This window comes from Sphaerisporangium perillae (assembly GCF_023276435.1).
Taxonomy (GTDB): domain Bacteria; phylum Actinomycetota; class Actinomycetes; order Streptosporangiales; family Streptosporangiaceae; genus Sphaerisporangium; species Sphaerisporangium perillae.
The window spans coordinates 23,863-37,324 of sequence record NZ_JALLPO010000016.1; the positions used below are offsets into that span (position 1 = coordinate 23,863).

Genomic DNA, 13,462 nt, shown 5'->3' on the forward strand with positions numbered 1-13,462 from the left:
GGCGGTGGGTCCGGTCCCGCCCCGAACCCTCGGCTCAGGCGGCCCGTGGGGAGCATTGATTACCTCGGCGGATATGTGACATATTACTGATTCGTCAGAGAAGCCTGTGGGGGGTGAGGATGTCCGACGTCGTGGTGATCGGTGCCGGAGTCGTCGGAGCGGCATGCGCGTACTTCGCCGCGCGCTCCGGCCTGCGAGTCACCGTGGTCGACCGGGGGCCCGTCGCGGCGGGCACCACCGGAGCCGGCGAGGGCAACATCCTGGTCTCCGACAAGGAGCCCGGCCCCGAGCTGGAGCTCGCCCTGCTGTCCAACCGCCTCTGGCGCGAGCTGGCCGGGCTCGGCGGCTTCGAGTTCGAGCCCAAGGGCGGCCTGGTCGTCGCGGAGACCGCCGAGGTGCTCGAGGCCCTGACGGGACTCGCCACGGCCCAGGCCGATCACGGCGTGGAGCCCGCGCCCGTGCCCCGCGCCGAGCTGCCCGGCTACGAGCCGCACCTGACGCAGGCTCTGGCGGGCGGCGTGTTCTACCCCCAGGACGCCCAGGTCAACCCCATGCTCGCCGCCGCCCGGCTGCTGGAGCGCGCCCCCGGCGCGCGGCTGCTGACCGGGGTCACGGTCACCGGGTTCCTGCGCGACGGCGACCGGGTCACCGGGGTCCGTACCGACAAGGGGGACATCCCGGCGGGCGCGGTCGTCAACGCGGCCGGCACCTGGAGCGGCCAGGTGGCGGCGCTCGCCGGCCTGGAACTGCCGGTCCTGCCGCGCCGGGGCTTCATCCTGGTCACCGAGCCCATCGCCGCTGGGCCGGACGGCCCGCTGATCAGGCACAAGGTCTACACAGCCGCCTACGTCACCGACGTGGCCAGCGACTCGGCGGGTCTTTCGACCAGCGCGGTGATCGAGGGCACCCCGGCCGGCACCGTGCTCATCGGCGCGAGCCGGGAGCGGGTCGGGTTCGACCGGACCGTGTCGATCCCGGTGCTCGAGAGGCTGGCCCGCCAGGCCGTCGCGCTGTTCCCAATGCTCGCCGAGCGGCGCGCCATCAGGACCTACTGCGGCTTCCGGCCGTACTGTCCCGACCACCTGCCCGTGATCGGCGCCGATCCCCGCGCGCCGGGGCTGTACCACGCCTGCGGGCACGAGGGCGCGGGCATCGGCCTCGCCCCGGCCACCGGGCACCTCATCGCGGGGCAGCTCACCGGCGCCGCCCCCGAACTCGATCCGATCCCCTTCCGCCCGGAAAGGTTCGCGGCGTGACCCCTTCGCGTGATTCCGACGGGCCGCGTCCCGTCGATCCCTCGCACGGCTCCGGCGGGCCGCGTCCCGTCGATCTCCCGCGCGGCTCCGACCGGCACCGTGCCGGGTCCGCCTCCCGCGACTCGGGGCCGCCGCACGCCGGCCGCCTCGTCGGGGCACGGCCGGAGCCCGGCTTCGAGATCACCGTGGACGGGCGTCCCGTCACCGCCGTGCCGGGCCAGAGCGTGGGGGCCGTGCTGTACGCCGCCGGCGTCAGATCATGGCGGACGACCCGCGCCGGCGGGCGTCCCCGGGGCCTGTTCTGCGGCATCGGCGTGTGCTTCGACTGCCTGGTCACCGTCAACGGCGAGGCGTCGCTGCGCGCCTGCCAGACCGAGGCCCGCCCGGGGGACGAGGTGACGACCGGATGAACGCCCGCGATGGCGGACAGGTGATGGACCTGGCGATCGTCGGAGGCGGTCCCGCCGGGATGGCGGCGGCCGTCGCCGCCGCCGGCGCCGGACTCAGCGTCGTGCTGATCGACGCGGGGGCGCGCCTCGGCGGCCAGTACTTCCGGCACGCGCCGGAGGGTTTCCACGCCCGGCGTCCCGGAGCGCTCCACCACGGATTCCAGCGGTACACCAGGCTGTCGGACGCGCTCGGCGCGCGCGGAGTCGAGATCCGCCTGCGCCACCGCGTCTGGGCCGTCGAGCGGACCACCGGCCAGGCGCCCGGCACCGCCCCCCGTCCCGGCGCGGGGACGGGCTCCGCGGACGGTACGGGCACGGCGGCCGGAGCCGGGGCAGAGGGCACGGTGGTCGTGCACTGCCTGGTGGGTGACCGGCGGGAGCGGCGGGAGACCGTCGCCGCCCGGCGGTTGCTGATCGCCACCGGCGCGCACGACCGGCCGCTGCCCTTCCCCGGATGGGACCTGCCCGGCGTGTTCACGGCGGGCGGCGCGCAGGCGCTGCTCAAGGGTGATCTCGTGGTGGCCGGGCGCAACGTGGTCGTCGCGGGCACCGGCCCCTTCCTGCTTCCCGTCGCGGCCGGGCTGGCCGCGGCGGGCGCCCGCGTCGCCGGGGTGTTCGAGGCCAACGGCCGCTTCGGCCTCGCGCCCGCCATGGCCGCGATGCCGGGCAAGCTGGCCGAGGCCGCGGGATACGGCTACCGGCTGGCCAGGCACCGGATCCCCTACGCCGGCCGCCACGCCGTCATCGCCGCCCACGGGCGGGACGAGCTGACCCACGTCACCGTGGCCGACCTCGACCGCGACTGGGTGCCCCGCCGCCGGCGCACGATCGCGTGCGACGCGCTCGCCGTCGGGTACGGCTTCGTCCCGCAGATCGAGCTCGCCACCCAGCTCGGCTGCGCCACCCGGGCCGACCGGGACGGCACCCCGGTCGTCTCCGTGGACGCCGGGATGCGCACCAGCGTGCCCGGCGTCTACGCGGCCGGCGAGCCGACCGGCGTGGGCGGGGCCGAGCTCGCCGAGGTCGAGGGCTGGATCGCCGGGCGTACGGCCGCCGCCGACCTCGGCCGCCCGGTGCCGCCCGTCCCCGGGCTTTCGAGGAGGAGGGACCGGCTCGCGGCCTTCGGCAGGGCGCTGCAGGAGGCCTATCCCGTCCGCGACGGATGGAAGGGCTGGCTGGCCGACGACACGCTGATCTGCCGCTGCGAGGAGGTCCCCTACTCGCGCATCAAGGAGGCAACGGCGCTCGGCGCCGTCGACGCCCGCTCGTTGAAACTGCTGGCACGGCCCGGAATGGGCTGGTGCCAGGGCCGCGTGTGCGGCTACGCCGTGGCGTGCCTGGCGGGCGAGGACCCCCAGCCGCCACGGCGGCCGATCGCCCAGCCCGTCCGGCTCGGCGATCTCGCAGGAGATCCACAAGGAGAGGACCCCCGATGACGACCCGTGAGAAACCCTGGCGCGGAGTTATGGTCGCGACCGCGCTGCCCCTGCGCGAGGACCTGAGCGCCGACTACGAGGGCTACGCCGAGCACTGCCGCCACCTGGTCGAGCAGGGATGCGACGGCGTGGTGCCCAACGGCTCGCTCGGGGAGTACCAGACCCTGACCCCCGAGGAGCGCGCCCGCGTCGTGGAGACGGCCGTCGCGGCCGTCGGCTGCGACCGCGTGATGCCCGGCATCGCGGCCTACGGCGCGGACGAGTCCCGGCGCTGGGCCGAGCAGGCGAAGGACGCAGGCTGCCAGGTCGTGATGCTGCTGCCGCCGAACGCCTACCGCGCCGACGAGCGCGCGGTGCTCGAGCACTACCGCGAGGTCGCCAAGGCCGGCCTGCCGATCGTGGCGTACAACAACCCCTACGACACCAAGGTCGACCTGGTCCCCTCGCTGCTGGCGAAGCTGTACGCCGAAGGGCTGATCGTGGGCGTCAAGGAGTTCACCGGCGACGTGCGCCGCGCCTACGAGATCGCCGAGCTGGCCCCCGGCCTGGACGTGCTGATCGGGTCGGACGACGTGGTGCTGGAGCTGGCCCTCGCCGGCGCGGCCGGCTGGGTGGCCGGATACCCGAACGCGCTCCCGGCGTCGTGCGTGGCGCTGTACAAGGCCTCCGTCGAGGGCGACCTGGCCACGGCGCTGCCGCTGTACCGCACGCTGCACCCCCTGCTGCGCTGGGACGCCAAGACGGAGTTCGTGCAGGCCATCAAGCTGTCGATGGACCTCGCCGGCCGGTACGGCGGTCCCTGCCGCCAGCCGCGCGTGCCGCTGACGCCCGAGCAGGAGGGCGCCGTCCGCGCCGCCACCGAGAAGGCACTGGCCGAAGGGCTCCGGTGACGTCGTGGTGCGAACCAAGAAGATCTACCACGTGGTCGACTCGCACACCGAGGGCATGCCCACGCGGGTCGTCACCGGAGGCGTGGGCGTCATCCCCGGCGCGAGCATGGCCGAGCGCAGGGAGTACTTCCTGGCGAACCTCGACCACATCCGCAAGCTGCTGATGTACGAGCCGCACGGCCATTCGGCGATGAGCGGCGCGATCCTGCAACCGCCCACCCGCCCGGACGCCGACTACGGCGTGCTGTACATCGAGGTGTCCGGCTGCCTGCCGATGTGCGGGCACGGCACCATCGGCGTGGCGACGGTGCTGGTGGAGACCGGCATGGTCGAGGTGGTCGAGCCGGTTACGACGGTGCGCCTGGACACCCCCGCCGGGCTGGTCGTCGCCTCGGTGCGGGTGGAGGACGGCGCGGCCCGGGCGGTGACGATCCAGAACGTCCCCTCCTTCAGCGTCGGGCTCGACCGGGTCGTGAAGGTGCCCGGCCTCGGCGAGGTGACCTACGACCTCGCCTACGGCGGCAACTTCTACGCGATGCTGCCGATCGAGTCGGTGGGGCTGCCGTTCGACCGCGCCCACGGCCAGCGGATCCTGGACGCCGGCCTGGCGATCTCGGCGGCCATCAACGAGGCGGACGAGCCGGTCCACCCGCTGGACCCCGGGATCCGCGGCTGCCATCACGTCCAGTTCGTCGCGCCAGGGTCGGACGCACGGCTGTCGCGCCACGCGATGGCCATCCACCCCGGCTGGTTCGACCGCTCGCCCTGCGGCACGGGCACCAGCGCCCGCATGGCCCAGCTGCACGCCAGGGGGGAGCTCGGGCTCGGGGCGGACTTCGTCAACGAGTCGTTCATCGGCACCCGCTTCACCGGGCGGCTCCTTGAGGAGACCGAGGTGGCGGGCCGGCCGGCGGTCGTCCCGACGATCACCGGCAGGGCGTGGGTGACCGGCACGGCGCAGCACTTCCTGGACCCGGACGACCCCTTCCCCGAAGGGTTCCTGCTCTGAGGTCCGGCGGCCGGTGGCCGATCGATGACGTGGACCAGGTTTCGATGAAGCGGGATTCGACCCCTGATGTTGGAGAGGGATTCACGATGGGTGTTGTCGAGAGCCGGTCGCCCCAGAACCCGGCCGACGTGGTCGCGAGCGTCCCGGCCGCCGGGGGCGAGGGCGTCGCCGAGGCGGTGCGGCGGGCACGGGACGTGCAGAAGAGCTGGGCCCGGGCGAACGCCGCCGCGCGTGCCACCGCGCTGGCCGCCGCGGCCGAGGCGGTGGCGGCGGCCGGAGACGAGCTGGCCGCGCTCGTCGTCCGCGAGGTCGGCAAGCCGATCACCGAGGCCAAGGGCGAGGTGGCGCGGGCGGTCGCGATCCTGCGCTACTACTCCCAGCAGGTCTTCGACCCGGTGGGCGCCCTGCACGAGCCGTCCGGCGCGGGTCTCGCCTACACGCGCAGGCGCCCGCGCGGCGTGGCCGGGCTGATCACGCCGTGGAACTTCCCGCTGGCCATTCCCCTGTGGAAGGCGGCCCCCGCCCTGGCCTTCGGCAACGCCGTCGTGCTCAAGCCCGCGCCGCAGGCGCTCGGCTGCGCGCTGCGCCTGGCGGAGCTGCTGGGCCTGCCGGAGGAGCTGTTCCAGGTGGTCCCGGGCGACGCCGAGGAAGGGGCGGCGCTGGTCGAGGCGGCCGACGTGGTGTCCTTCACCGGATCGGCCGCCGTGGGACGCAAGGTCAGCGTGGCCGCGGCCGCCCGGGGCGTGCAGGTGCAGGCGGAGATGGGCGGGCAGAACGCCAGCATCGTGCTGGACGACGCCAACCTGGAGGCGGCCGCGGCCCAGATCGCCGCCGCCGCGTTCGGGTACGCCGGGCAGAAGTGCACCGCCACCAAGCGCGTGATCACGGTGGGCAACGCGGAAGAGGTGCGCGAGGCGCTGGTCGCCGCCGTGGCCAAGCTCGGCGTGGGCGACCCGGCCGACCCGGGCACCGCCGTGGGCCCGGTGATCGATGAGGCCGCCCGCGACCGGGTGGTGGCGTCGGCCGCCGGAGGCCGGGTGCTCACCGGCGGGCAGGCGCTCGACAGGAACGGCTGGTTCGTGGCCCCGACGCTGGTCGACGGGGTCGACGCCGGTCACGTGCTCGCCTGCGACGAGGTGTTCGGGCCCATCTGCCTGGTGCAGGACGCCGGCTCGGTGGACGAGGCGGTCGCCCTGGCCAACGGGGTGCGGTACGGTCTGGCCTCCGCGGTGTACACCCGCGACCTGGACCGGGCGCTGGACGTCTCGGCGCGGCTGGACACCGGGCTGATCAAGGTCAACAATCCGACGAGCGGCGTGGACTTCTACCTGCCGTTCGGAGGGGAGAAGGACTCCAGCTTCGGCCCGCGCGAGCAGGGCAAGGCGGCTCAGGAGTTCTACACCTCCACGCACACCGTCGCTCTCGGCCCGGCCGGAAGCTGACCGCGCGGGAGCCGGCCGGCCGGAAGGCGACCGAATCGACGGCCGGGCCGCCCGGCGGGCGCGTCGCGCGTGCCCGCCGGCGAGGCCGGACACCGGCTTCTTCCAGGCTTGCAACGGTCTGGTCTCGGGCCTTGACGGGCGCTTTACGGGGCATGTGCAATGTCACACATCATGCCGAGCCGTGAGTTCGCTAGGAGATACACGATGGGCAAATCGCGCGTAGCAGTGATCTGGTCGCTGGCCGCGGCCGTAAGCGTGCTGACCGCCGGATGTGGCCAAGGACTCCTCGGTGGCGGCTCCGACGGCGGCGGTGACGAGGGCCCCATCCCGCTCGGGATGCTCATCCCGCAGTCCGGCAGCGAGGCGGCCATCGGCCCGTACATGAAGAACGCCGCCCAGCTCGCGGTGGACGAGATCAACGGCAAGGGCGGGGTGCTCGGCCGCAAGCTCGAGCTGAAGGTCGCCGACGACGCCTGCGACGCCCAGACCGCCGTCGCCGGCGCCAACAAGCTCGTCACCGAGGGCGTCAAGATCTCGGTGGGCGGCTACTGCTCCGGCGCCACGCTCCCCACCCTTCCGGTGTTCGGCAAGGCGAACATCCCGATGATCATCCCTGCGGCCAACTCGCAGGAGCTCGTCGATCAGCACCTCAAGCACGTCTTCCTGATCAACGGCACCGGCACGCAGCAGGCGACCGCCGCCGTGGCCTGGATGACCAAGCAGGGCGCCAAGAACGTCGCGCTGGTGCACGACAACACCAGCTATTCCAAGGACATCGCCGTCCGCACGCAGAGGCTCCTCGACGAGTCCGGCGGCCCGGAGACGGCGATCCTCGAGGCCGTGACGCCCAAGGAGAGCGACTACAGCGCCAACATCAACAACATCCTGGCAAAGAAGCCCGACTTCGTCTACTGGACCGGCTACTTCCAGGAGGGCGGCCTGATCACGCGCCAGCTCCGGCAGGCCGGGTACAGGGGCGCCATCATGGTCGGCGACGGCTCGGTGTCGGAGAAGCTCGCGGAGATCGCCGGTCCCGAGGCCGCCGAGGGCGTCTACGCCACGATGACCCAGACCCCCGACACCCTGCAGGGCGCCGAGGGCTGGATCGCCAGCTACAGCAAGAAGTTCGGCTCTAACCCCGGCCCGTACTCCAACCAGGCCTACGACGCCGTGCGGCTCGCCGCCGAGGCGCTCAAGCAGGCGGGGTCCACCGACGGCGCCAAGGTCATCTCCGCGCTCGAGGGCATCAACGGGTTCCAGATGTTCTCCGGCCCGCTGAAGTTCACCCCCGACCACACCCTGTCCACCGGCGGCTTCCAGATCCTGGTCGTCAAGTCCGGCAAGTTCGCCCTCCAGGACGCTCTGAAGTGACCCTGCGCGCCGACCACCCCGGAACGGCCGGCCGTCCCGCGCCGGCCGTCTCCGGTCCCGAAGGAACCTGACATGTCACAGCTGATCTGGAACGGGTTGTTCGTCGGCTCGTTCTACGCGCTGGTGGCGCTGGGCTACAGCATGGTCTACGGGATCATGAAGCTGCTCAACTTCGCCCACGGCGACATCTATATGCTCGGAGCCTTCACCGGCTTCGCCATCCTCGGCGCCGTCGGGGGCATCTCACCCGGCATGGCGCTTCCCGTGCTGCTCGGCGTGCTCGTCGTCACCATGGCCGTCACGGGTCTGTCCGGCGTCCTGATCGAACGCGTCGCCTACCGCCCGCTGCGCAACGCGCCCCGGCTGTCGCTGCTCATCACCGCCGTCGGCGCCTCCTTCGCCCTGGAGTACGGCATGCGCGCCGGCGCGGGCGCCGACCCGCAGGTGTACCCGCTGCGGCTCGGCGGCACCGCCGTCGAGGTGCTGGGCGCCAGGATCACGCTGCAGCAGATCGCGCTCATCATCGTGGCCATCGTCCTCATGGTGGGGCTGAACCTGCTGGTCACCCGCACCCGCGAGGGCCGCGCCATGCGCGCCATCGCGCTCGACCCGCGCACCAGCGCGCTGATGGGCATCAGCGTCAACGCCGTCATCTCGCGCACCTTCTTCCTCGGCTCCGCCCTCGCGGGGGCGGCCGGGGTGATGGCCGGGGCCTACTACGGCAAGATCGACTTCATGATGGGGTTCCTCATCGGGCTGAAGGCGTTCACCTCCGCCGTGATCGGCGGCATCGGCAACATCCCGGGCACCATGCTCGGCGGCCTGCTGCTCGGCCTGCTGGAGTCCTTCGGCACCTACTGGCTGGGCGGCGAGTGGCGTGACGTCTTCGCCTTCGGCGTGCTCATCCTCTTCCTGTCCGTGCGGCCGACGGGCCTGCTCGGCGAGCGCGTCACGGAGCGTGTATGACGACCCGCACCAAGACGCGCGGGCAGGGCACGGCGCTCGGCCGCGCCGCCTCACGGCTCTTCGACAGCAAGTGGGCGGGCCTCGCCGGGCTGGCCGTCGCCGCACTGGCCCCCTTCCTCATCGCGACCCCGTACGCGCTGTCGGTCATGACGAGCGCGGCGATCTTCGTGATGCTGGCCTCCGGCCTCAACATCGTGGTCGGGTTCTGCGGGCTGCTCGACCTCGGCTACGTCGCCTTCTTCGCCGTCGGCGCCTACACCAGCGGCGTGCTCAGCACGCGCTTCGGGCTTCCCCTGCTGATGACCGTCCCCGCCGTCATCGTGGTCACCGTGATCGCCGGCATCGTGATCGGCGCTCCGACGCTGCGGCTGCGCAGCGACTACCTGGCCATCGTCACGCTCGGCTTCGGCGAGATCATCCGCATCACGGCCAACAACCTGGACGTCACCGGCGGCCCCTCGGGGATCTACGGCATCCCCGGCCTCAGCGGCAGCCCGGTCGTCTTCTACTACATCACCGTGGTCATCGTCTCCCTCGCCGTGATCGGCGCCTCCCGGCTCGGGCGCTCCCGGCTCGGGCGGGCCTGGCGGTTCGTCCGCGAGGACGAGGACGCCGCCGAGGCCATGGGCGTTCATACCTACCGCGTCAAGTTGGCCGCCTACATCGCGGGCGCGGTGTGGGGCGGGCTCGCCGGGGTGCTGTTCGCCGGGCAGCTCTCGGCCATCTCCCCGGGCAGCTTCACCTTCCTGCAGTCGGCCCTCGTGCTCATGGCCGTGGTGCTCGGCGGCATGGGATCCACTCCCGGCGTCGTCGTCGGAGCCATCGTCATCAGCCTGCTCCCCGAGGTGCTGCGCGACTTCGCCGACTACCGGTTCTTCGCCTTCGGCGTGCTGCTCATCGTCGTCATGCTGGTCCGCCCGCAGGGGCTGTGGCCGCACCGATCCCGGGAGGCGAGCTCATGACCCTGCTGTCGGTCGAGGAACTGCGGCTCTCCTTCGGCGGCCTGCTGGCCATCGACGGCCTGTCCTTCACGGTCGACGAGGCCGAGATCGTCTCGGTGATCGGGCCCAACGGCGCCGGCAAGACCTCCGCCTTCAACTGCGTCACCGGCTTCTACCGGCCGACCGCCGGGCGCATCCTCCTGAAAGGCCGGGAGATCACCGGCATGCGGCCGTCCCGCGTCGCCGGTCTCGGGGTGGCGCGGACCTTCCAGAACCTGCGGCTGTTCGGCGAGATGTCCGTGCTAGACAACGTCCGCGCCGGATCCCACCTGTGGCTCAAGCAGAACTTCGTCGACGCGCTGCTGCACACCCCGCGCTACCGCCGAAGCGAGCGGGAGGCCACCGAGCAGGCCAACCACTGGCTCGACTTCGTCGGCCTGCGCGGCGACCGGTTCGCCGAGGCGCGCAACCTGCCCTACGGCGAGCAGCGCAGGGTCGAGATCGCCCGCGCTCTCGCGCGCAAGCCGGAACTGCTGCTGCTCGACGAGCCCGCGGCCGGGCTCAACCACGGCGAGAAGGCCGAGATGCTCGACCTGATCCGCAGGATCCGGGAGCTCGGCATCGCCACCGTGCTGATCGAGCACGACATGGGCCTGGTGATGGAGGTGTCCGAGCGCGTGGTCGTGCTCAACTTCGGCCGCGAGATCGCCGACGGCCGTCCCGAGGACGTACGCCGCGACCCCGCCGTCATCGAGGCCTACCTCGGCAAGGACGACGACGACACCGGCGGCGCCGTCCAGGACGCCGAGGACGTGCGGGACGTCGCCGGCGGCAAGGCGGGGGGAGGCCACGATGGCGGCGCTTGAGATCGACGCGCTCGACGTCCACTACGGCGGTGTCCACGCCCTGCGCGGGATGTCGCTCACCGTCGCGGAGGGCGAGATCGTCGCCCTGCTCGGCAACAACGGCGCCGGCAAGACGACCACCCTCTCGGCCGCCTCCGGCCTCGTCCGCCCGACCTCCGGGAAGGTCGTCTTCGACGGCAAGGAGGTCACCCGGGCAAGACCCGAGGCGATCGTGCGCGCCGGGCTGATCCACGTGCCCGAGGGACGCCGGGTCTTCAGCACCCTCACCGTGCACGAGAACCTGCAGATCGGCGGCTACCTCGTCCGCGACCACGCGGAGATCCGCAAGCGGATCGACCGGGTGTACTCCCTGCTGCCGCGCCTGGCCGAGCGGCGGGCACAGCAGGGCGGCACGCTGTCCGGCGGCGAGCAGCAGATGCTCGCCATCGGCCGCGCGCTGGTCTCCGGCCCGAAGATGCTGCTCCTCGACGAGCCCTCGATGGGCCTGGCCCCGCTCGTGGTCGCCTCCGTCATGGAGCTGGTCCGCGACGTGAACGCCGAGGGGGTCTCCGTCCTGCTCGTCGAGCAGAACGCCAAGGCGGCCCTGAAGATCGCGCACCGCGGGTACGTGATCGAGAACGGGGAGTGCGTGCTCGGCGGGTCCGCGGCCGAGCTGCGGAGCGACTCCCGGGTCGTCGAGGCCTACCTGGGCGGCGTGTGACCATGGGTGCGACGCCAGGGACCGCCCGCCACGACACATGGGGGACCGAGATGCGCACACCCGGCCGCGAGCGGCCCGCCTCCGGCACGGAGATCCACACCGTCGACTACCACACCGGCGGCGAGCCGTTCCGGATCGTCACGGCCGGGGTCCCCGAGATCCCGGGCGCGACGATCCTGGAACGCAGGGAGAACGCCTCCGCGCCCGAGATCGACCAGGTCCGGCGGATGCTGTGCCACGAGCCTCGCGGCCACGCCGACATGTACGGCTGCTTCCTGGTCCCGCCGGACGACCCGGGCGCCCACCTCGGGGTGCTGTTCTGGCACAAGGACGGATACTCCACGGCCTGCGGCCACGGCACGATCGCGCTCGGCGTCCACGCCGTGGAGTCCGGCCTGGTGAAGGCCGACCCGGACGGCGACACCGACGTGGTCGTGGACGTACCCTCGGGGCGGGTCACCGCGCGGGTGCGCCGAACCGGCGGGGAGATCGAGTCGGTGACGTTCCGCAACGTCGCCTCCCGCGTCACGGCCCTGGCCGTGCCGGTGACCGCGGCCGCCGGCGGCGCCACGTTCACCGCCGCGGTCGACATCGCCTACGGCGGCGCGATGTACGCCTCGGTGCCGGCCGCCGCCTTCGGCCTCGCCGTCGAGCCGGAGCACCTGACCGAGCTGATCGCCCTCGGGCGCTCGATCAAGGCGTCGCTCGCCGGCCACCCCGCCGCGCGGCATCCCGCCGACGACCGGCTCTCCGGCATCTACGGGGTGATCTTCTACGACGAGCTCGGGCCCGGTCACCAGCGCAACGTCACCGTGTTCGCCGACGGCGAGGTGGACCGTTCCCCTTGCGGCTCCGGGACGGCCGCGCGGCTGGCCCTGCTGCACGCCGCCGGGTTCACCGGGGAGCTCACCCACGAGAGCATCGTGGGCAGTGTGTTCACCGGACGGGTCGCGGAGGTGCGCGGCGACGCGGTGATCCCCGAGATCACCGGCATGGCCTACCGCACGGGCGTGCACCGGTTCACGCTCGCCGCGGGAGACCCCATCGGCGCGGGGTTCACGCTGCGATGAGCACCCTGCCCTACATCGACGGGGACACCGTGGCGGCCCTGGTGCCGATGGACCAGGCCGTCCGAGTGCTCTCCGACGCCCTGCGGGAAGGGCTCGACCCCGAGGGCGGCCCGCCCCGCCCGGTCATCGAAGTGCCGGCCGGCCAGCTGCTGCTGATGCCCGCGGCGCACGGCCGGTACGCCGGGATCAAGGTGGCGAGCGTCACCCCCGGCAACCCGGCCCGCGGACTGCCGCGCATCCAGGGCACCTACCTGCTGTTCGACGGGGCCACCCTCACGCCGCTGGCCGCGATGGACGGCGTCGCCCTCACCTCGCTGCGCACCCCGGCGGTCTCGGCGCTCGCCGTGCGCCACCTGGCCCGGCCGGACGCGCGGTCGCTCACCGTCTTCGGCACCGGCCCGCAGGCGTGGGGCCACGTCGAGGCCGTGCGCGCCGTCCGGCCCATCGAGCACGTCACCGTCGTCGCCCGTGACCCCGCCCGCGCGCACGACTTCGCCGCCCGCTGCACCGCCCTCGGCCTCTCGGCGCAGGTCGCCCTGATGGAGGCCACGACGGGCGTGGCGCCGCGGGCGCCCGGCGGGGCCGGCGTTCCGGCGGAGAACGGCGAACCGGGAACCCCGGCGGGAGGCGGGTCGGCCGGGATCTCGGAGGAGGTCGCGCGGGCCGTGACGTCCGCCGACGTGATCGCGTGCTGCACGAGCGCCAGGGAGCCGCTGTTCCCCGGCACGCTCGTCGCCGACGGCGCTACGGTCGTCGTGGTCGGCTCGCACGAGCCGGACGCCCGTGAGATCGACGGTGACCTGGTCGCCCGGTCCACCGTGGTGGTCGAGTCGCGATCGACGGCGCTCGCGGAGGCCGGTGACCTGATCATGCCCATCCGGTCGGGCCTGATCGGGGCCGGCCATCTCGCCGGAGACCTCGCGGAGCTGGTGAACGGGGCCGTCGAGCCCGGGCCCGGCCCGCGCGTGTTCAAGAGTGTGGGCATGGCCTGGGAAGATCTGGTCGTGGCGGCCGCCGTCCACGACGCGTGGGCGGGCCGATGAGCCCGGGAGAGGATGCCGGCATG

General features: G+C 73.0%; 13 protein-coding genes. All 13 read left to right on the forward strand.

What is annotated here, in order from left to right; translation table 11 throughout:
- Positions 1-119: 119 nt before the first annotated feature.
- Positions 120-1,256 carry an NAD(P)/FAD-dependent oxidoreductase gene (locus MYF83_RS17105; RefSeq protein WP_248961404.1) on the forward strand — a complete coding sequence of 379 codons (1,137 nt, stop codon included), beginning with the start codon at positions 120-122 and terminating at the stop codon, positions 1,254-1,256.
- Positions 1,253-1,666: a (2Fe-2S)-binding protein gene (locus MYF83_RS43795; protein WP_248961405.1), complete on the forward strand. Its 414-nt coding sequence runs from the start codon at positions 1,253-1,255 to the stop codon at positions 1,664-1,666. Before MYF83_RS17105 ends, MYF83_RS43795 begins: the two co-directional genes overlap by 4 nt.
- Entirely contained in the window at positions 1,663-3,141 is a 1,479-nt protein-coding gene (locus tag MYF83_RS42800; protein ID WP_279339661.1) for an FAD-dependent oxidoreductase, read from the forward strand. The genes MYF83_RS43795 and MYF83_RS42800 overlap by 4 nt, the downstream gene beginning before the upstream one ends.
- On the forward strand, positions 3,138-4,031 hold the full coding sequence (locus MYF83_RS17125; protein ID WP_248961406.1) for a dihydrodipicolinate synthase family protein: 894 nt from the start codon (positions 3,138-3,140) through the stop codon (positions 4,029-4,031). The genes MYF83_RS42800 and MYF83_RS17125 overlap by 4 nt, the downstream gene beginning before the upstream one ends.
- A 7-nt stretch (positions 4,032-4,038) precedes the next feature.
- A complete protein-coding gene (locus MYF83_RS17130; protein WP_248961582.1) occupies positions 4,039-5,040 on the forward strand; it encodes a proline racemase family protein in 1,002 nt (333 codons plus the stop codon).
- Between the two features lie 86 nt (positions 5,041-5,126).
- Positions 5,127-6,482 carry an aldehyde dehydrogenase family protein gene (locus MYF83_RS17135; RefSeq protein ID WP_248961407.1) on the forward strand — a complete coding sequence of 452 codons (1,356 nt, stop codon included), beginning with the start codon at positions 5,127-5,129 and terminating at the stop codon, positions 6,480-6,482.
- 204 nt (positions 6,483-6,686) lie between these two features.
- Positions 6,687-7,853 carry a branched-chain amino acid ABC transporter substrate-binding protein gene (locus MYF83_RS17140; protein WP_248961408.1) on the forward strand — a complete coding sequence of 389 codons (1,167 nt, stop codon included), beginning with the start codon at positions 6,687-6,689 and terminating at the stop codon, positions 7,851-7,853.
- A 72-nt stretch (positions 7,854-7,925) separates the two neighbouring features.
- Positions 7,926-8,819 (forward strand): branched-chain amino acid ABC transporter permease, encoded by an 894-nt coding sequence (locus MYF83_RS17145; protein ID WP_248961409.1) that lies wholly within the window; start codon positions 7,926-7,928, stop codon positions 8,817-8,819.
- Complete coding sequence (locus MYF83_RS17150) at positions 8,816-9,781, forward strand: branched-chain amino acid ABC transporter permease (RefSeq protein WP_248961410.1); 966 nt, start codon at positions 8,816-8,818, stop codon at positions 9,779-9,781. The genes MYF83_RS17145 and MYF83_RS17150 overlap by 4 nt, the downstream gene beginning before the upstream one ends.
- Positions 9,778-10,626 (forward strand): ABC transporter ATP-binding protein, encoded by an 849-nt coding sequence (locus MYF83_RS17155; protein ID WP_248961411.1) that lies wholly within the window; start codon positions 9,778-9,780, stop codon positions 10,624-10,626. The genes MYF83_RS17150 and MYF83_RS17155 overlap by 4 nt, the downstream gene beginning before the upstream one ends.
- Entirely contained in the window at positions 10,613-11,326 is a 714-nt protein-coding gene (locus tag MYF83_RS17160; protein WP_248961412.1) for an ABC transporter ATP-binding protein, read from the forward strand. Before MYF83_RS17155 ends, MYF83_RS17160 begins: the two co-directional genes overlap by 14 nt.
- 50 nt (positions 11,327-11,376) lie before the next feature.
- Positions 11,377-12,396, forward strand: a complete 1,020-nt coding sequence (locus MYF83_RS17165; RefSeq protein WP_248961413.1) for a proline racemase family protein — start codon at positions 11,377-11,379, stop codon at positions 12,394-12,396.
- Positions 12,393-13,439, forward strand: coding sequence for an ornithine cyclodeaminase family protein (locus MYF83_RS17170; protein ID WP_248961414.1), 1,047 nt, complete (start codon positions 12,393-12,395; stop codon positions 13,437-13,439). The genes MYF83_RS17165 and MYF83_RS17170 overlap by 4 nt, the downstream gene beginning before the upstream one ends.
- Positions 13,440-13,462 lie beyond the last annotated feature (23 nt).